Raw genomic sequence first — 16,961 nt, 5'->3', positions numbered from 1 at the left:
GCGGCCCCTCCGGACGACGGTATCGGCGGATACCGGCAGCCGCTCGGAGGGGCCGTACGGGAGTTACTTGGTGAGGTGCTGCGGGCCGAAGGCCTGGGGCAGCATCTCGGAGAGCGGCAGGATGCCCGCCGGGGTCTCCAGGAGCAGGCCGGGGCCGCCGAACTCGTACAGCAGCTGGCGGCAGCGGCCGCACGGGACGAGGATCTCGCCGTCGCCGTCCACGCAGGTGAAGTGGGTGAGCCGGCCGCCCCCGGTGCGCTGGAGCTCGGAGACCAGTCCGCACTCGGCGCACAGGCCGAGCCCGTACGAGGCGTTCTCGACGTTGCAGCCGGAGACCGTGCGTCCGTCGTCGACCAGGGCCGCCACGCCGACCGGGTAGCCCGAGTAGGGGGCGTAGGCGTGGGTCATGGCGTCCCGTGCCACGGCGCGCAGCGCCTCCCAGTCGGTGTCGGCCGCGGTGGGCCCGGCGGAGGTCACTTGCCCTGTCCCTTCCGGTACGGCATGCCGTCCGCCTTGGGCATGCGCAGCCGCTGGGCGGAGAGGGCGAGGACAACGAGGGTGATGACGTACGGGGTGGCGGCGACGACCTGGTTGGGGACCTCGTTGGTGGTGGCGTACCAGGTCCAGACGAGGGCGCCGATGACCAGGGTGACCACCGCGTGGACGTACTTCTTGCGGACGGCCAGCCAGATCGCGCCGATGACCAGCAGCAGCGCGCCGAGCAGCAGCAGGGCGTGCACGTTGGCGGAGCCGCCGCGCAGGTTGAGGCTGTCGGTGTAGCCGAAGAGGCCGGCGCCGATGGCGAGGCCGCCCGGCATCCAGTTGCCGAAGATCATCGCGGCGAGGCCGATGTAGCCGCGGCCGCTGGTCTGGCCCTCCAGGTAGAAGGGGTTGGCCACGATGGAGAGGAAGACGCCGCCGAGGCCGGCCAGGCCGCCGGAGATGATCACGGCCAGGTACTTGTACTTGTAGACGTTGACGCCGAGGGACTCGGCGGCGACCGGGTTCTCGCCGCAGGAGCGCAGGCGCAGGCCGAAGGCCGTGCGCCACAGGATCCACCAGGAGGCGGGGATGAGCGCGACGGCGATCAGGGTCAGCCAGGAGACGTCGGTGACCAGTCCGCCGAGCAGGCCGGCGATGTCCGAGACGAGGAACCAGCCCTTGTCGTTGAGGTCGCTGAGTCCGTCGGACAGTCCCGGCACGGTGAAGTGGCCGAGGGACTCGACCGCCGGGGACTGCTTGGCGGAGCCGCCCTGGTGGCCCTCGAAGGCGAGGGGGGCGAGGTAGCGGGTGGCGCCGAGGGCGAGGATGTTGAGGGCCACACCGGAGACGATGTGGTTGACGTTGAAGGTGACGGTGACGATCGCGTGCAGCAGGCCGCCGAGGCAGCCGCCGATGATGCCGACGAGGACGCCGGTCCACGGGCCCCACTGGAATCCGGCCCAGGCGCCGAACCAGGTGCCGAGGATCAGCATGCCCTCGAGGCCGATGTTGACGACGCCCGCGCGTTCGGCCCACAGGCCGCCGAGACCGGCGAGGCCGATGGGGACGGCGAGCTGGAGGGCGGTGGACATCTGGCTGACGTTGGTGATGCCGTCCGCGCCGGTGATGATGCGGACGATCGAGACCAGGGCCAGGGCTCCGGCGACGACCAGGAGCAGGACGGGCCACGACATGCGGCGGCCGGTCGGCGGGGCGTGTTCCAGCGACGGCTGGTTGACGTCGGTCGCTGTGGTCGGAGCGGTCATCGGCCGGCCACCTCCTTCGTGGTGTTGTTGTCGGCGCCCAGGACGTGTCCCGCGGCGAGTTCCGCGCCGACCCGGCGCTGCTGGCGGCGCAGGCCCCACTCGCGGACGGCCTCGTAGGAGACGACCACCGAGAGGACGATCAGGCCCTGCATGATGACCGCGATCTCCTTGTCGTAACCGTGGAAGTCCAGCTCGGGCGAGGCCTTGTCGAGCCAGGCCCACAGCAGGGCGGCGAAGGCGATGCCGACCGGGCTGTTGCGGCCGAGCAGGGCGATGCCGATGCCGAGGAAGCCGATGCCGGTGGGGAAGTTGAGGTTGTAGGTGTGGGAGTCGCCGAGGAGGATCGGCAGGCCCGCGAGGCCGGCGATGGCGCCGGAGAGCAGCATGGCGGTGAGGACCATGCGCTTGGGGTCGACGCCGCTGGCGGAGGCGGCGGACTCGGAGGCGCCGGAGGCGCGCAGGTCGAAGCCGAAGCGGGTGCGGTTGAGGGTGACCCAGTAGCCGATGCCGAGCAGGGCGGCGAGGATCACCAGGCCGTAGATCTCGCCGGCCGCGCCCATGTCGATGCCGGGGATCCAGCCGGACTCGTGCATCTCGCCGGTGGTGCTGTTGTTGCCGATCTTGACGCCGAAGACGTCCGGCTTCCACATGTAGACGATGAGCGAGGTGGCGATCGCGTTGAGCATGATCGTGGCGACGACCTCGCTGACGCCGCGGGTGACCTTGAGGACGCCGGCGATGCTGGCCCAGAAGGCGCCGGTGAGCACGGCGGTCAGCAGCAGCAGCGGGACCTGGAGGAACGCCGGAAGGTTCGCGTGGGCGCCGACGACGGCGGCCATGAAGGCGCCGAGCTGGTACTGGCCGTCGACACCGATGTTGAACAGGTTCATGCGGAAGCCGATGGCGACCGCGAGGGCGGCGATGTAGTACATCGAGGCCTGGTTGATGATCAGGACCTGGATGTCGGAGAAACCGGCCTGCTCGAACATCAGGGCGAACGGTTCGACCGGGTTCTTGCCGGAGGCGAGCAGCACGATCGCGCTGAGCACGAAGGCCACGGCGAGCGCGATGACCGGCCCGGCCACCGCGAGGAGCACGCGCTCCTTGTCGAACTTCTTCATCAGCGGGCCTCGTCTTCCGCACCCGGGCCGCCGTCGGCCGGGGTCTCTTCGTGCTCCAGGTGTCCGGAGGCGGCGCCGGTCATGGCGGTGCCGAGTTCCTCCGGGGTGATGGTGGCCGGGTCGGCGTCCGCGACCAGCTTGCCGTCGTAGATCACCCGGAGGGTGTCGGACAGGCCGATGAGCTCGTCCAGGTCGGCGGAGATCAGCAGCACGGCCAGGCCCTCGCGGCGGGCCTCGCGGATGTGGTCCCAGATGGCGGCCTGCGCGCCGACGTCCACACCGCGGGTGGGGTGGGCGGCGATCAGGAAGCGCGGCTTGTGGCTCATCTCGCGGCCGACGATCAGCTTCTGCTGGTTGCCGCCGGACAGGGAGGCCGCGGTGACGTCGATGCCGGGGGTGCGGACGTCGTACTCGGTGACGATCCGGCGGGTGTCCTCCTGGGCGGCCTTCGGGTCGAGCCAGACGCCCTTGGCGTTGGGCTTCTCGGTGACGTGGCCGAGGATGCGGTTCTCCCAGAGGGGGGATTCCAGGAGCAGGCCGTGGCGGTGGCGGTCCTCGGGGATGTAGCCGATGCCCTGCTCGCGGCGCTTGCGGGTGGCCCAGGAGGTGATCTCCTCGTCGGCCAGCCGGATGACGCCGGAGTCGGCGTGCCGCAGGCCGATGAGCGCGTCGACCAGCTCGGTCTGGCCGTTGCCCTCCACACCGGCGATGCCGAGGACCTCGCCCGCGTGGATGGTGAAGCTGATGTCGTCGAGCAGGGCCTTGCCGCCGGGGGCCGCCAGGCGCAGCTTCTCGACGGTGAGGACCGGGCGGTCGGTGACCGTGGACTCGGCCGTCTCGGGGGTGGGCAGCTCGCTGCCGACCATCAGCTCGGCGAGCTGGCGCGGGGTCGTCTCGGCGGGGACGGCCGTGCCGACCGTGGTGCCGCGGCGGATGACGGTGATGTCGTCGGCGACGGAGAGGACCTCGCCCAGCTTGTGGGAGATGAAGATGACCGACAGGCCCTCGGCCTTCAGCTCGCGCAGGTTGTCGAAGAGCGCGTCGACCTCCTGCGGGACGAGGACGGCGGTGGGCTCGTCGAGGATCAGGGTGGTGGCGCCGCGGTAGAGGACCTTGAGGATCTCCACGCGCTGGCGGGCGGCGACGCCGAGCTCCTCGACCAGGACGTCGGGGCGGACGCCGAGGCCGTAGCGGTCGGAGAGCTCCTTGATCTTGCGGCGGGCCTTGGAGCCGATGCCGTAGAGCTTCTCGCTGCCGAGGACGACGTTCTCGAGGACGGTGAGGTTGTCGGCGAGCATGAAGTGCTGGTGCACCATGCCGATGCCGCGGACGATGGCGTCGGCGGGCGAGGAGAAGCTCACCTGTTCGCCGTGGATCGCGATGGTGCCCTCGTCCGGCTTCTGCATGCCGTAGAGGATCTTCATCAGGGTCGACTTGCCGGCGCCGTTCTCACCGACGAGGGCGTGGACGGTGCCCTTGCGGACGGTGAGGTGGATGTCGTGGTTGGCCACGACACCCGGGAAGCGCTTGGTGATGCCGGCGAGTTCGACGGCGGTCACCGAATCGTTGACCGCCGCTCCGGCCGGAGGGCTGCTGGACGCGTTGATGACGCACTCTCCTGGGGACGGGGGCCGTCTACGCGCGTAGTGCCCCTACGGCATGCAGAGGGGTGGCGCACTCGACCGACGGGGTACGAGGAGCCGGGCTCCTCGTACCCCGTCGAGCGGACGCGACCCCGGGTTGTTCGGGGTGACGTGCCTCAGCTCGACTTGACCTTGATCTCGCCGCTGACGATCTTCTCCTTGGCCGTCTCGATGGCTTCCTGGAGCTCGGCGTCGTCCGCGAACTTCGGGTTGGAGTTCGACAGGCTCACCTCACCCGTCTTCAGATCGCCCTTGACGATACCGGTCGTGGGCTTGCCGTCCTCCACCGACTTCGCCAGGTTGTACACCGCCTTGGCGACGTCCTTCATCGCCGAGGTGAGGATCGAGTCCTTGTACGCGGCGAGGGCTTCCTGCTTGTACTGGTCGGAGTCGACGCCGATCGCCCACACCTTGTTGGCGGCGGCGGCCTCGATGACGCCCTGGCCGGACAGGCCGGCGGCCGCGTAGATCACGTCGGCCTTCTTCTCGATCTGACCCTCGGCGGCCGACTTGCCCTTGTCGGGGCTGGAGAAGCCGCCCTCCTCCGCCGTCTGCGTCAGGTACTGCGGGATCACCTTGACCTTGGGGTCGGTGTCCTTGACGCCCTGCTCGTAACCGGCCTGGAACTTGTGGATCAGCGGGATGTCCACACCGCCCACGAAGCCGACCGTCTTCGTCTTGGTGCTCTTCGCGGCGGCGACACCGGCGAGGTAGGAGGCCTGCTCCTCGGAGAAGACCAGGTCCGCGACGTTCTTCGCCTCGATCGTGGCGTCGTCGACGATGCCGAAGGTGGTGTCCGGGTACTTCTCGGCGGCACCCTTCACCGCGGCGGCGTACGCGTAGCCGACACCGACGACCGGGTTGTAGCCCTGCTTCGCCAGCGAGACCAGGCGCTGCTCCTTGTCGGCGTCCGTCTCGCCGTCGGTGGGCTCGACGTCGGCCGTCTCGTAGCTGAACTCCTTCTTCGCCTGCTCCAGGCCCGCGTACGCGGCGTCGTTGAAGGACTGGTCGCCCTTGCCGCCGACGTCGTAGGCGATGGCGAGACCCTTGTCACCCTTCGACTCCGAGGAGCTCGAGGAGGTGGAGGTGGAACCGCAGGCGGAGAGTGCGAGGGCCAGGGAGGCGGTCGCCGCGCCTGCGACCGTGATCCGGGAAATCCGGCGCATGTGTGGTGCTCCTAGTCGTACAAGCGCCGGGACGTGTTCAGCTACGGCGCTGGCTCTGCCGCAGATTAACGCGCGTAGACCTGCCTGAAAACCCCTTCTGTCCACCTTGTTATGCGGCCGTGGCCAACACCACTCCGAGCCGTGGTCGGCGCATCGCCGACCGCGAACGGAGGGTGGCGGTGGGTGAGCGGAGGCGGGGACGGCGGAGCGGGCGGGCACCTGTGAGTGCCCGCCCGCTCCGTGGGTCCGCGCCGGGTCCGTCACCCGGTCTCCCCCGCACGGTCTCCCCTACTCGGTCTTCACCTTGATGGAGCCGTCGACGATGCCTTCCTCGGCCTTGGTCACGGCGTCCGTCAGGCCGGGGACCTCGGCCATCTTCGGGTTGCTCTCGGAGAGGCCGACGCCGTCCGCCTTGAGGTCGAAGACCTGGGTGCCGGTCAGCGGCTTGCCGTCCTCGACCGACTTGGCCAGGGCGTACACCGAGCCGCCGACGTCCTTCAGGGCGGAGGTGAGGATGTAGTCCTTGTACGCGGCGAGGGCTTCCTGCTTGTACTGGTCGGAGTCGACGCCGATCGCCCAGACCTTCGCCTTGGCGGCGGCCTCGATGACGCCCTGGCCGGAGAGGCCGGCCGCCTGGTAGATGACGTCGGCCTTCTTCTCGATCTGGCCCTCGGCGGCGGCCTTGCCCTTGTCGGGGCTGGAGAAGCCGCCCTCCTCCGCCGTCTGCGTCAGGTACTGCGGGATCACCTTGACCTTGGGGTCGGTCGCCTTGACGCCCTGCTCGTAGCCGGCCTGGAACTTGTGGATCAGCGGGATGTCCACACCGCCCACGAAGCCGACCGTCTTCGTCTTGGTGGCCTTGGCGGCGGCGACGCCGGCGAGGTAGGAGGCCTGCTCCTCGGCGAAGACGAGGGAGGCGACGTTGTCGCCCTCGACGACGGAGTCGACGATGCCGAAGGTGGTCTTCGGGTACTTCTCGGCGACGGCCTTCATCGCGGGGCCGTAGGCGAAGCCGACGCCGATGACCGGGTTGTAGCCCTGGCGGGCCAGCGAGGCCAGGCGCTGCTCCTTGTCCGCGTCGGTCTCGCCCTCGGTGGGCTCCACGTCGGCGGTCTTGTAGCCGAACTCGTCCTTGGCCTTGGTGAGGCCGGCGAAGGCGGCGTCGTTGAAGGACTGGTCGCCCTTGCCCCCGATGTCGTAGGCGATGGCGAGGCCGAGGTTCTCCTTGGAGCCGCCGCTGTCACCGTTGTCACCGCTGGTGCCGCCGCAGGCGGTGGCGGCGAGTGCGAGCGAGGCGACCCCCACCGCGACGCGGGTCAGTCTGGATATCCGACGCATCTGAAGTTCCCCATTCTCCAAAGCCCCGCAGTGGGCGCTCGGTTCGGCGCACATTAACGCGCGTAGACACTCCTGGGAACGGGATCGGGCGGGGCCGTTATCCATTCGTGCCGGTGGCCGGTTACAGCCCTGTGAACCAGAGGGCCGTACGGGGCCGAACCGGGCGATCGGTGCGGGGTTCGTGGGTGCACGGGGCCCACGCTGCCTCTGGTGTGCGGGGGGCGCAAGCGGGGGTGTGCGAGTGGGGTGGGTGGGGCGGGTGGGGCGGGTGGGTGCCGGGTCGGGTTTTCGCCCCCGCCGCCCCTTCCCGTCCCGACCCTGGGGCTCCGCCCCAGACCCCGCTCCTCAAACGCCGGAGGGGCTGGATCGGGGCGGAGGAGCTGGGGCGGGCGGAGGGCTGGGCGGGCGGAGGGAGGCTGGGGTGGGGTGGCTAGCGGAGGGCGTCCAGGAGGGCGGCGCCGGTGAAGAGTTCCACTCCTACGGTGATGGCGTGCTCGTCGACGTCGAAGTCGCCCTGGTGCAGGTCGCGCACGGTGCGCTCGCCCGGGGGGCGGACGCCGAGGCGGGCCATGGCGCCGGGGACGCGCTCCAGGTACCAGGAGAAGTCCTCGCCGCCGAGGCTCTGCTCGGTGCCCTCGACGGACTCCGCCCCGCGTCGCGCGATCATGGCGTCGCGCAGCAGCTCGGTGGCGCCGGCCTCGTTGACGACCGGCGGGACGCCGCGCACGTAGGTGATCTCCGACTTGGCGCGGTGCAGGTTGGCCACCTCGTCGATGGCGGCGACCACGATGTCGGGGGCCTGCCGCCAGGTCTCCAGGTCCAGGCAGCGCACGGTGCCGGAGAGCTCGGCGTGCTGCGGGATGACGTTGGGCGCGTGGCCCGACTCGACCCGGCCCCAGGTCACGGCGAGTCCGCTGCGGCTGTCGACGCGCCGGCCGACCAGGGCGGGCACGTCGGTGACGACCCGCGCGGCGGCGGTGACCAGGTCGGTGGTCAGGTGCGGGCGGGCGGTGTGGCCGCCGGGGCCGTCGAGGGCGATCTCCAGCCGGTCGCAGGCGGAGGTGATGGGACCCTCGCGCAGGCCGATCTTCCCGGCGTCGACGCGGGGGTCGCAGTGCACGGCGAGGATCCGGCCGATGCCGTCGAGTCCGCCGTCCTCGACGACCTCGGCGGCGCCGCCGGGCAGCACCTCCTCGGCGGGCTGGAAGATCAGCCGCACGGGGCGGGGCAGCAGGCCCTGGCGGTGCAGTTCGGCGAGGACCAGGCCGGCACCGAGCACGACGGTGGTGTGCACGTCGTGGCCGCAGGCGTGGGCCCGGTCGGGCACGGTGGAGCGGTAGGGGCAGCCGGCCTTCATGTCGGGGATGGGCAGGCCGTCGATGTCGGCGCGCAGGGCGAGCATCGCCGAGTCCGTGCCGGCCTCGTCGTCGGTTCCGATGTCACAGATCAGGCCGGTGCCGCCGGAGAGGACGCGCGGCCGCAGACCGGCCTGCTCGAGTCGTTCCTTGATCGCCGCGGTGGTGCGGAACTCCTGGTGACCGAGCTCCGGGTGCATGTGCAGGTCGCGCCGGAAGGCCACGAGTTCGGCACGCAGGGCCTCGGGCAACGCGCCGGGAAGTACCGCTCCCCCGGGGAGATCGATCTCGGACTCCAGTGACATCAGTGGTTTCACCCTTTGAAGGGTAGGGCGCCGGAGTGGTTCGCCGCCCCCCGATCAAGAAAAATCAATCCGTTGGAGGGAGAAAAACCGGCTGCCCTACGCATAGTTGTGTATTGAGGTGGGTACACTCACCGCCTTTTTGCGAGGGTATAGGCCGTTGGCCTGCCGGTCCATGAGGCCGATCACAATCCGGGACATGGTTCCGGCACCCGTCCACTCCTCACGGTTACCACGCTCGGCCGAAGGCACGCGGGCCGGTTCATTCGGCGGATGCCGGCAGGCGACGGCTGCTATTCGGCACCGAGGACGCGAAGGCCGTGGTGAAGGCGGAAGTCCTCGTAGTCCTTGAGGTTGGGAGTGGCCAGCGGCAGGTCGTAGGTGAGGGCGCTGGCGGCGATCCACATGTCGTTGGTGGGGCGGGGCCGGCCACGCCGTATCCCGGCGGCGGACAGTCGCCCCCAGGTGGCGGCGACGGCTTCGTCACCGGGAAGGACAGGGACGTCGGCGAGCCAGTCGGCGAGTTCCTGGCGGCTTCGGGTGCCCCAGTGACGGATCTCCATCCACTTCGTGAGCTCGCCGTAGGTCACGAAGGTGATCAGCGGTTTGCGGCCGATCAGGCGGGTCGCCAGTGGTCCGGTCAGCTTGCGCTTGTGCAGCAGGGAGGCGACGTCGGTGTCGAGGACGACGGGTTGCATGCGGCGGGCTCAGGCGGCGTCGCGCCGGCGCTCGGCGTAGGTGAAGGCGAGGAACTCCTCCAGCTCCTCGTCCGACTCGAAGGTGTCGGCGGCGAGGTCCTCCAGGGAACGGATCGGCTGGGTGTTCTTCGCCGACAGCAGTTCCTCGACCGACACGCGTGGCCTCGGCTGCGGGTGGTCGAGGCCGTCGGATGCGGACATGCTCATCGGGACCTCCAGCAAGGCGAGAACCGGCTCAACGGCCAGCATACGGGCGCTCTCACCTGGTGCCATCGGGTTTCGCCGACACGAGCGGGCGCTCGAACATCCGCTCCCTTCCGGCGGCCGGGGCTCAGACCGCCGGTACCGTCCGCAGGTGGTGGGCGGACCTGGCCGTGTCGGTGACGTTGGCCAGGAAGCCCTGGGCGCGGGGGGAGGCGTTCTTGGTCAGCCAGGCGGGGTCTATGTCGCACACCGCGACGCGGACGCCGGTGCCGGCGAGGGCGAGGGGCAGGGTGTGGACGACCGTGGAGGGGAAGCTGACGATCGTACGGCCGATGGGGCCGCGCCGGGCGATGAGCTCCAGCGGCAGCTCCGGGCGGACGATCTCCAGTCCCGTCCCGACGGCGAGCCGGTGGAGTTTCTCCGTGCTCTCGCGGCGGTGGGCGAAGTAGCGCTTGGCGCCGTGCGCGGCGACCAGGGCGCCCACGGCCTCCAGGTAGGCGTCGGCGTCCACCACGCCGGTCTCCACCAGGGAGGTGCCGACCAGGTCGGCGCCCCGGGTGACGCCGGGCGGGCCGAAGCGGTCCCGGGTCCAGGCGAAGGTGTGGGGGCTGACGGTGACCCCGGGCGGGACGTCCTGCATGGGCATGGAGGTGAAGACCTCCACCGTGCGCTTCCCCCCGGGGGTGAGCCGGCGCCGGGCGGCGGCGGACACGGGGGCGAGGACGAGTTCGCGGGGGCCCGGGCGGCCGCCCTTGCGGTGCCAGCGCACCAGGCGTTCGCCCCGGGCCAGCTGGCCGACGAACTCCATGGTCGCGGTGCCGTCGTCGACGACGACGACCTCACGGGCGCTGGTGATCGTCAGCAGCAGCTGGACGTAGCGGGAGAAGGGGTCGCCCAGGACGACGCGGGTGGCCCGGCGGAGCGGGGCGGTCAGACCGCCGACCGTCTGGAACGGTGCGCCCGCTCCTCCCCGCGCCTCCTCCCAGCGGACCTCGTGGCCCTCCTCGCGGGCCAGCTCCGCCATGCGGCGCAGCTGGCCCCGGGTCATGGGGTCGACCGGGGACAGCACCACGAGGGTGAGCCCCACGCCGGGCGCACGCGTGTGCGCCCACTCCAGCACGTTGAGCAGTTGTACCGGGCTCTCGACGAAGGCGAGAGTGTGGGGGCCGGGCCGGCCGGCGCGGGGGCTCATCGACGTACGACCATTCCCGTCGTCGTAGGGGGTGGGGGGTGCGGTCCGCTCAGACCGGCGGCGGTCCGAGCGGACCGACAGCGGTTCGCTCAGACCGACAGCGGTTCGCCCGCCGCCGCCGCGATCTCCGCCTCGGCGACCACGCCGCTGACGCGGCGCAGCTTCTTCATCGGGCCGAGCTCGGAGTCGTAGACCTTCTTGACGCCGTCGCCGAGGGAGGCCTCGATGGTGCGGATGTCGCGGACCAGGCGCGTGAGGCCCTGCGGCTCGACGGAGGCGGCCTGGTCGGAACCCCACATGGCGCGGTCGAGGGTGATGTGGCGCTCGACGAAGACGGCGCCGAGGGCGACGGCGGCGAGGGTGGTCTGCAGGCCGGTCTCGTGGCCGGAGTAACCGATCGGGACGTTCGGGTACTCCTGCTGGAGGGTGTTGATGACCCGCAGGTTCAGCTCCTCGGCCTTCGCCGGGTAGGTGGAGGTGGCGTGGCAGAGCAGGATGTTGTCGCTGCCCAGGACCTCGACGGCGTGGCGGATCTGCTTCGGGGTGGACATGCCGGTGGAGAGGATGATCGTGCGGCCGGTGGCGCGCAGGGCGCGCAGCAGCTCGTCGTCGGTGAGGGAGGCGGAGGCCACCTTGTGGGCGGGGACGTCGAACTTCTCCAGGAAGGCGACGGCCTCGGTGTCCCACGGGGAGGCGAACCAGTCGATCCCCTTCTCCTTGCAGTACTCGTCGATCCGGCGGTACTCGTCCTCTCCGAACTCCACGCGGTGGCGGTAGTCGATGTACGTCATCCGGCCCCAGGGGGTGTCGCGCTCGATGTCCCACTGGTCGCGCGGGGTGCAGATCTCGGGGGTGCGCTTCTGGAACTTGACCGCGTCGCAGCCGGCCTCGGCGGCGGCGTCGATCAGCTTGAAGGCGTTCTCGAGGTCACCGTTGTGGTTGATGCCGATCTCGCCGGTGACGTACACGGGGCGGCCGGGGCCGGCCTCGCGGGAACCGAGGGTGCGGATGCGGGAGTTGGTGCTCATTGTCCGGGGTTTCCTTACTTGGGGAGGGAGTCGAGAGAGGGACCGAGGATCCAGCCGGCGATCTCTCGGATCGCGCCGTCGCCGCCGGGGAGGGTGGTGACCGCGCGTGCGGCGCCGCGTACGACGTCGTGGGCGCTCGCGACCGCCACGGGCCAGCCGACGAGGGCGAAGCACGGGAGGTCATTGACGTCGTTGCCGACGTAGAGCACGCGCTCGGGCGCGATGCCCTGTTCCTCGCACCACTGCTTGAGGGCGAGGTCCTTGCGGTCGATGCCGTGCAGCACGGGGATCTTGAGCTTGCGTGCGCGGGCGGCGACGACCGGGTTCTGCTCCGTGGACAGGATCAGCAGCCTCAGGCCGCTGCGGCGCAGGGCCGCGATGCCGAGTCCGTCCCCGCGGTGCACGGAGACGAACTCCCGTCCGTCGGAGTCGATCAGCACCCTGTCGTCGGTCTGGGTGCCGTCGAAGTCGAGGACGACCGCGTCGATGTCGTCGGCGGTCGGGAGGGCGCCGGGCCGCTCCGCGTCGAAGAGCGGGGCGAGGGCACGGGCCCGGGCGAGGTCGTGCGGGTCGTCGATCTCCAGGACGCGGGCCGGGTCGGTGCGCACGAGTTCGGTGCGGCCGAAGAACCGGTGCTGGTGCTCGCGGAAGCCGGCCGCGTCCATGGCGTAGGCGGCGCCGGTCTCCAGGAAGTCCTGGGGGCGGTCCTGGCGGCGGGGGCGGAAGGACTTGTCGTGGTTGACGCCGTGGCCTCCGGCGGCGGCCCCGTCCGTCCCGTCCGCCCCGTCGCGCCAGACGAAGCCGTGGAACGGGGCGACCGTCACCGCCGTGTCGGCGCCCTGGTCGACGACCGCGCCGGCGACGGCGTCGACGTCCTCGCGGACCAGGAAGGGGCTGGTGCACTGCACGAGCAGGACGACGTCCACGGGGGCGCCGTGCAGGGCCTCGTGGGTGTCCATCGCGTGCAGGACGGCGGCCTCGGAGGTGGCGGTGTCGCCGGCGATGGCGGCGGGCCGCAGCACGACCTCGGCGCCGGCCTGCCGGGCGGCGGCCGCGATGGCCTGGTCGTCGGTGGAGACGACGACGTCCGTGACGTACCGCGTGGCCCGGCACTCGCGCACGGCGCGCGCCACCAGCGGGACGCCGCCGACGGGGGCGAGGTTCTTCGCGGGGACGCCCTTGGAGCCGCCGCGCGCGGGGATCACGGCGAGCACGCGGCGCACCGTCGGCGGGTGGGACATGGGATCAGCTCCTCGATCAGGGGTCGGGCCGGTCACAGCTCCCCCATCCGGCGGATCACCGGGGCCACGCGCTGCACGCCGTGCCGGTAGGCGCCGCGCGCCGCCCGGCGCACGATCTGCCGGACCGGTCCGGGCTCCTTGTCGGCGGCGGGGGCGCCGGGCAGGGGGGTGCCGTCCGGGCCGAGGTGGTGGCGGGCGAGGATGCCGGGCAGGTAGCCGGGCGCGGTGACGGGCGTGTAGTAGGGGGTGAGGGGCGGCAGTCCGCCGGGGCGGTCGAGCAGCCCGGCGATGCGGGCGCGGGCCGCGTCGAAGGCCGTCCCGTACGAGCCGTCCGACGCGACACCCTGCCGGGCCACCCACTCCGCGTCGGGCACCGGGCGGTGTCCGTCGTCGAGCTGGTCCCAGGAGGCGAGGCAGCCGGAGCCGAGGAAGTGGTGGTTGCCGAGGGACTCCCGGACGCCGAGGTCGGTGAGGACCGCGGTCGGGATGCGGCGGTGCAGCGACTCCAGGGCGGCCGTGGAGCTGACGGTGACGAGCAGGTCGGTCCGGTCGAGGACCTCGCCCATGTGCCCGTAGACCAGGCGGAAGTTGGGGGGGAGGTCCAGTCGCTGGGACAGCTTCTGGTAGGGCAGTTCCTCGATGTGCGTGGTGTGTTCGCCGGGCTTGGAGCGCAGCTTCAGCAGCACCTCGCGCCCGGGGTGCCGGCGGGCGTGCTCCACCAGCCGGTTCAGCAGGTACGTACGGTCCTTGCGGCTCTCCGGGACGGAGGGCTGGGCGGCGAAGACAACCGTGTAGGGGTCGTGTTCGCCCTCGTAGGGGGCTCCGCCGAGGAACGGCAGCGCGACCTCGGTCACCGAGGAGGCGTCGGCGCCCACTCCCTCGTACACGGCGCGGAAACGGTCCGCGTCCTGGCGGGAGTTGGCGAGCACCAGGTCGGCGCCGTGGCGCAGCAGGAGGCCGTCGGCGAGCTTCTCGTAGACGACGCCGACGTACCCGGTGACGACGACGGGCCGCCGCGGCCGGTCCTCCCAGACCCGCTTGAGTCCGTGCAGCATGGCCTGCACGCCGCCGCCGACCAGGGCGAGCACGAGGAGGTCGTACGACTCCTCGCGCATGGCGCGCAGGAACTCGACGGCGGTGACCTCGCGGAGCGAGTCCGCGGTGACGCCGACCTCGCCGAGCTGGCGGGCGGTGGGGGTGGCGCGGCCCCGCAGGAGGTATCCGTCCAGACGGACGTCCCGGCCGGCCGGGGCTCCCGGGGCTCCGGGTTCCGACGGCGCGACGCGGTTCGCGGTGAGCGCGCCCCATTTCCACCGGGTGTCGGAATCCGCGAGGACCGCGACCCTGAGGGGCTTCGTTGCACTTGCTGGCACGCCGGAGACGCTAGGAAGCGAATTCTAGGTATGGCCCAACCGTGGATCAACGAAGAGTTAACAACGCCCCACCGGGAGCCGAATCGGCTCGTGGGGGCGCGGTACGTAGGCCTGGTGCACCGTACGGACACATGGAGTTCACCCCCTGGACGGCCACCGGAAAGTCGCCCGGCCGGACGGGCCTCCTAGTGTTCCGCGGGTGCCAAAGCTTTCCGTGATCGTCCCGTTCTTCAACGTCCGGCGATACGCCCCCGACACCGTGCGGAGTCTTCGTGCGAACGCCCGGCCGGATTTCGAGTTCGTCCTGGTCGACGACCATTCCGAGGACGGCACCCCGGCGATCCTCGAGCGTGCGGCCGAGGACCTCGAGAAGGTCGCTCAGGTGCGCTACATCCGCCACGACAAGAATGCCGGGATCGCCACCGCGCGCAACACCGGGCTGGACGCGGCGCGGGGCGAGTACCTGGCCTTCCTGGACGGCGACGACTGGTTCGCTCCGGGGTACCTGTCCGAGCTGGTGGCGGCCGTCGAGGGGCTGGGCTGCGACTTCGTGCGCACCGACCACGTGCGGGTGACCGGCAGGGACCGGTCGGTGCAGCGGGTCCCGGTCGGCCTGCGCGGCGAGGTGCTGGACCCGCGGGACGCGATCCTGCCCGCGGACCGGACGACCGCGGTGGACTACGTGTCCGTCTGGGCCGGCGCCTACCACCGGCGGCTGCTGGAGCGGGGGCTGCTGCACTTCGCCGAGGGGCTGCACACGGCCGAGGACCGGCCGTGGACCTGGAAGCTGCACCGGGAGGCGGAGTCGTTCGCCGTGGTCGGCCTGCTGGGCGTGTTCTACCGGCGCGGGGTCGCCTCCTCCCTCACCCGGATCGGTGACGTCCGCCAGCTCGACTTCATCCGCGCCTTCGACCTGATCGTCGAGGAGACGGCGGCGGACCGGGACGCCGGCCGGCTGCTGCCCAAGGCGGTGCGGCAGTACTGCGCGATCATGGCCCATCATCTGGCCGAGGAGGACAAGTTCGAACCGGCCGTGGCCAGGCGGCTGCGGGCGATGAGCGCGGCGGCGCTCGACCGGCTGCCGCAGGACCTGCTCGGAGAGGTGCTGGGGGCCATGGACATCGATCGTTCCGCCCGGCTGCGGCGGCTGCGGCGCCGCAGCGGCGCGGGGAAGGGGGCCGCGTGATGTCCCGTACCACCCAGATCTTCTGCGCCTCGTCACCGTACGGGCTGGCCACACTGGCGGCCGCGATCGAGTCCGGCTGCTTCGCGGACGCGGAGCGGCGGGTCCTGCTGGTGTGCGACGACTCCGCGGTCCCGGAGGGCGCTCCGTCCCTGGACGAGATGCCGGGCTTCGCGCCGCTGCGCGACCGCTTCGACGACGTGCTCTCCTGGAACGAGGCCATCGCCCCCTTCCACCCGGCGGCCTGGACGCCGCGCCCCGCCGACGTCCCGCTCCTGGAGCGGCACCTGCGGCGGCTGTGGGGGCTCGGCGACGACCGGGTGGAACTGGTCCTGGAGTCCGTCGCGGTCGCCCCCGCCCTCGCGGTGGCCCAGGTGTTCACCGGGGCCCCGGTCCACGTCCACGCCGACGGGCTGATGAGCTACGGTCCCACCCGCGCCCGGCTCGACCCGCTCGTGGGCACGCGGGTGCGGCAGGTGCTCCACCCGGACCTGGTGCCGGGCCTCGCGCCGCTGCTGCTGACCGAGTTCGGCGTGCCGGCGCGGGTGGTGCCGGCGGACGCCTTCCGGCGGGTGGTCGGTGAACTGTCCGAGGCGGTCGGCGGGTTGTCCGAGGCGGCCGGCGGGCTGCCCGGGCTTCCGGACGGCGCGGCGCTGCTGGTCGGCCAGTGCCTGTCCGGGCTCGGCGTCCTCTCCGCCGATGAGGAGGACGGCCTGCACGCGCGGATGCTGCGGGGGGCGGTCGAACGCGGCCACCGCGCCGTCGTGTTCAAGCCGCACCCCCTCGCGCCGCTCCGCCACGGCCGCGTACTGGCCGCGGAGGCGGAGCGGCTCGGGGTGGACCTCACCGTCGTCGACACCCCCGTACCCGCCGAGGTGCTGTTCGAGAGGTCCCGGCCCGCGCTGGTCGTCGGCTGCTTCTCGACCGCGCTGTTCACGGCGTCCGCGCTCTACGGCCTGCCGGTGGCCCGTACCGGTACCGAGCGGGTCCTGGAGCGGCTGACGCCCTACCAGAACGGCGACCGGGTACCGGCGGTCCTGGCCGACGCGCTGCTGCCGCCCCTGGAGCCCGGCGGCGGGAGCGCCGTGCCCGCCGACGAGCTGGACGACCTGGTCGCCACGCTCGGCTTCACCATGCAGCCGCAGATCCACCCCTCCCTGCGTCCGGTCGCCGAGCGTTACCTCGCACGGCGCTTCGGGCCGCGCACCCGGCACTGGTTCAAGCGCAAGCGGCTCACCTCGCTGGGGCTTCCCGGCGGCATTCCGAAACGGCTGGCGTTCCTGCCCCGCAGCGCCGCCGCGCGCCGGGTGGTGCGGCGGGCGCGGACCCTGAGGAAGGCCGTACGGCGCTGAGGAACCCACGACGCCGG

The 16,961-nt window shown here is 71.6% G+C and carries 15 protein-coding genes; 2 read left to right on the top strand and 13 right to left on the bottom strand.

Annotated elements, in window-relative coordinates:
- Positions 1-63: 63 nt before the first annotated feature.
- The 13 genes from ACH5AO_RS09185 to ACH5AO_RS09125 form a co-directional block, all read right to left on the bottom strand.
- Positions 64-477 carry a cytidine deaminase gene (locus ACH5AO_RS09185; RefSeq protein ID WP_398923366.1) on the bottom strand — a complete coding sequence of 138 codons (414 nt, stop codon included), beginning with the start codon at positions 475-477 and terminating at the stop codon, positions 64-66.
- Entirely contained in the window at positions 474-1,748 is a 1,275-nt protein-coding gene (locus tag ACH5AO_RS09180) for an ABC transporter permease (protein ID WP_398923364.1), read from the bottom strand. The genes ACH5AO_RS09185 and ACH5AO_RS09180 overlap by 4 nt, the downstream gene beginning before the upstream one ends.
- Positions 1,745-2,869, bottom strand: a complete 1,125-nt coding sequence (locus tag ACH5AO_RS09175) for an ABC transporter permease (RefSeq protein ID WP_398923362.1) — start codon at positions 2,867-2,869, stop codon at positions 1,745-1,747. The genes ACH5AO_RS09180 and ACH5AO_RS09175 overlap by 4 nt, the downstream gene beginning before the upstream one ends.
- On the bottom strand, positions 2,869-4,428 hold the full coding sequence (locus tag ACH5AO_RS09170) for an ABC transporter ATP-binding protein (protein WP_398923360.1): 1,560 nt from the start codon (positions 4,426-4,428) through the stop codon (positions 2,869-2,871). The genes ACH5AO_RS09175 and ACH5AO_RS09170 overlap by 1 nt, the downstream gene beginning before the upstream one ends.
- Positions 4,429-4,628: 200 nt before the next feature.
- The gene (locus tag ACH5AO_RS09165) at positions 4,629-5,678 is read right to left on the bottom strand and encodes a BMP family protein (RefSeq protein ID WP_398923358.1); all 1,050 of its coding nucleotides are present in this window, start codon (positions 5,676-5,678) and stop codon (positions 4,629-4,631) included.
- A 288-nt stretch (positions 5,679-5,966) separates the two neighbouring features.
- Positions 5,967-7,016 carry a BMP family protein gene (locus ACH5AO_RS09160; RefSeq protein WP_398923356.1) on the bottom strand — a complete coding sequence of 350 codons (1,050 nt, stop codon included), beginning with the start codon at positions 7,014-7,016 and terminating at the stop codon, positions 5,967-5,969.
- Between the two features lie 430 nt (positions 7,017-7,446).
- Positions 7,447-8,676 (bottom strand): M20 family metallopeptidase, encoded by a 1,230-nt coding sequence (locus tag ACH5AO_RS09155; protein WP_398923641.1) that lies wholly within the window; start codon positions 8,674-8,676, stop codon positions 7,447-7,449.
- Between the two features lie 290 nt (positions 8,677-8,966).
- Positions 8,967-9,371 carry a type II toxin-antitoxin system VapC family toxin gene (locus ACH5AO_RS09150; protein ID WP_398923354.1) on the bottom strand — a complete coding sequence of 135 codons (405 nt, stop codon included), beginning with the start codon at positions 9,369-9,371 and terminating at the stop codon, positions 8,967-8,969.
- Positions 9,372-9,380: 9 nt separating this feature from the next.
- Positions 9,381-9,578 carry a hypothetical protein gene (locus ACH5AO_RS09145; protein WP_398923352.1) on the bottom strand — a complete coding sequence of 66 codons (198 nt, stop codon included), beginning with the start codon at positions 9,576-9,578 and terminating at the stop codon, positions 9,381-9,383.
- A gap of 124 nt (positions 9,579-9,702) precedes the next feature.
- On the bottom strand, positions 9,703-10,767 hold the full coding sequence (locus ACH5AO_RS09140; protein WP_398923350.1) for a hypothetical protein: 1,065 nt from the start codon (positions 10,765-10,767) through the stop codon (positions 9,703-9,705).
- Positions 10,768-10,856: 89 nt separating this feature from the next.
- On the bottom strand, positions 10,857-11,795 hold the full coding sequence (locus ACH5AO_RS09135) for an N-acetylneuraminate synthase family protein (protein WP_398923348.1): 939 nt from the start codon (positions 11,793-11,795) through the stop codon (positions 10,857-10,859).
- Positions 11,796-11,809: 14 nt separating this feature from the next.
- The gene (locus ACH5AO_RS09130) at positions 11,810-13,036 is read right to left on the bottom strand and encodes a cytidylyltransferase domain-containing protein (protein WP_398923346.1); all 1,227 of its coding nucleotides are present in this window, start codon (positions 13,034-13,036) and stop codon (positions 11,810-11,812) included.
- Positions 13,037-13,068: 32 nt separating this feature from the next.
- Positions 13,069-14,409, bottom strand: a complete 1,341-nt coding sequence (locus ACH5AO_RS09125) for a DUF6716 putative glycosyltransferase (protein WP_398923344.1) — start codon at positions 14,407-14,409, stop codon at positions 13,069-13,071.
- 199 nt (positions 14,410-14,608) lie between these two features.
- On the opposite strand from ACH5AO_RS09125, the gene ACH5AO_RS09120 reads away from it, so the two are divergent.
- Positions 14,609-15,595, top strand: coding sequence for a glycosyltransferase family 2 protein (locus ACH5AO_RS09120; protein WP_398923342.1), 987 nt, complete (start codon positions 14,609-14,611; stop codon positions 15,593-15,595).
- The gene (locus tag ACH5AO_RS09115) at positions 15,595-16,944 is read left to right on the top strand and encodes a polysialyltransferase family glycosyltransferase (RefSeq protein ID WP_398923340.1); all 1,350 of its coding nucleotides are present in this window, start codon (positions 15,595-15,597) and stop codon (positions 16,942-16,944) included. The genes ACH5AO_RS09120 and ACH5AO_RS09115 overlap by 1 nt, the downstream gene beginning before the upstream one ends.
- The last annotated feature ends 17 nt before the right edge of the window (positions 16,945-16,961 follow it).

Source organism: Streptomyces sp. NPDC018964 (assembly GCF_044390325.1).
In the GTDB taxonomy this organism is placed as follows: domain Bacteria; phylum Actinomycetota; class Actinomycetes; order Streptomycetales; family Streptomycetaceae; genus Streptomyces.
This window is presented reverse-complemented; position numbering and strand designations above follow the sequence as displayed.

What these genes read in the sequence shown, in the direction of transcription:
- ACH5AO_RS09180 (WP_398923364.1), bottom strand. Translation starts at nt 1,748, where the DNA reads ATGACCGCTCCGACCACAGCGACCGACGTCAACCAGCCGTCGCTGGAA.
- ACH5AO_RS09175 (WP_398923362.1), bottom strand. Translation starts at nt 2,869, where the DNA reads ATGAAGAAGTTCGACAAGGAGCGCGTGCTCCTCGCGGTGGCCGGGCCG.
- ACH5AO_RS09165 (WP_398923358.1), bottom strand. Translation starts at nt 5,678, where the DNA reads ATGCGCCGGATTTCCCGGATCACGGTCGCAGGCGCGGCGACCGCCTCC.
- ACH5AO_RS09160 (WP_398923356.1), bottom strand. Translation starts at nt 7,016, where the DNA reads ATGCGTCGGATATCCAGACTGACCCGCGTCGCGGTGGGGGTCGCCTCG.
- ACH5AO_RS09155 (WP_398923641.1), bottom strand. Translation starts at nt 8,676, where the DNA reads ATGTCACTGGAGTCCGAGATCGATCTCCCCGGGGGAGCGGTACTTCCC.
- ACH5AO_RS09150 (WP_398923354.1), bottom strand. Translation starts at nt 9,371, where the DNA reads ATGCAACCCGTCGTCCTCGACACCGACGTCGCCTCCCTGCTGCACAAG.
- ACH5AO_RS09145 (WP_398923352.1), bottom strand. Translation starts at nt 9,578, where the DNA reads ATGAGCATGTCCGCATCCGACGGCCTCGACCACCCGCAGCCGAGGCCA.
- ACH5AO_RS09140 (WP_398923350.1), bottom strand. Translation starts at nt 10,767, where the DNA reads ATGAGCCCCCGCGCCGGCCGGCCCGGCCCCCACACTCTCGCCTTCGTC.
- ACH5AO_RS09135 (WP_398923348.1), bottom strand. Translation starts at nt 11,795, where the DNA reads ATGAGCACCAACTCCCGCATCCGCACCCTCGGTTCCCGCGAGGCCGGC.
- ACH5AO_RS09130 (WP_398923346.1), bottom strand. Translation starts at nt 13,036, where the DNA reads ATGTCCCACCCGCCGACGGTGCGCCGCGTGCTCGCCGTGATCCCCGCG.
- ACH5AO_RS09115 (WP_398923340.1), top strand. Translation starts at nt 15,595, where the DNA reads ATGTCCCGTACCACCCAGATCTTCTGCGCCTCGTCACCGTACGGGCTG.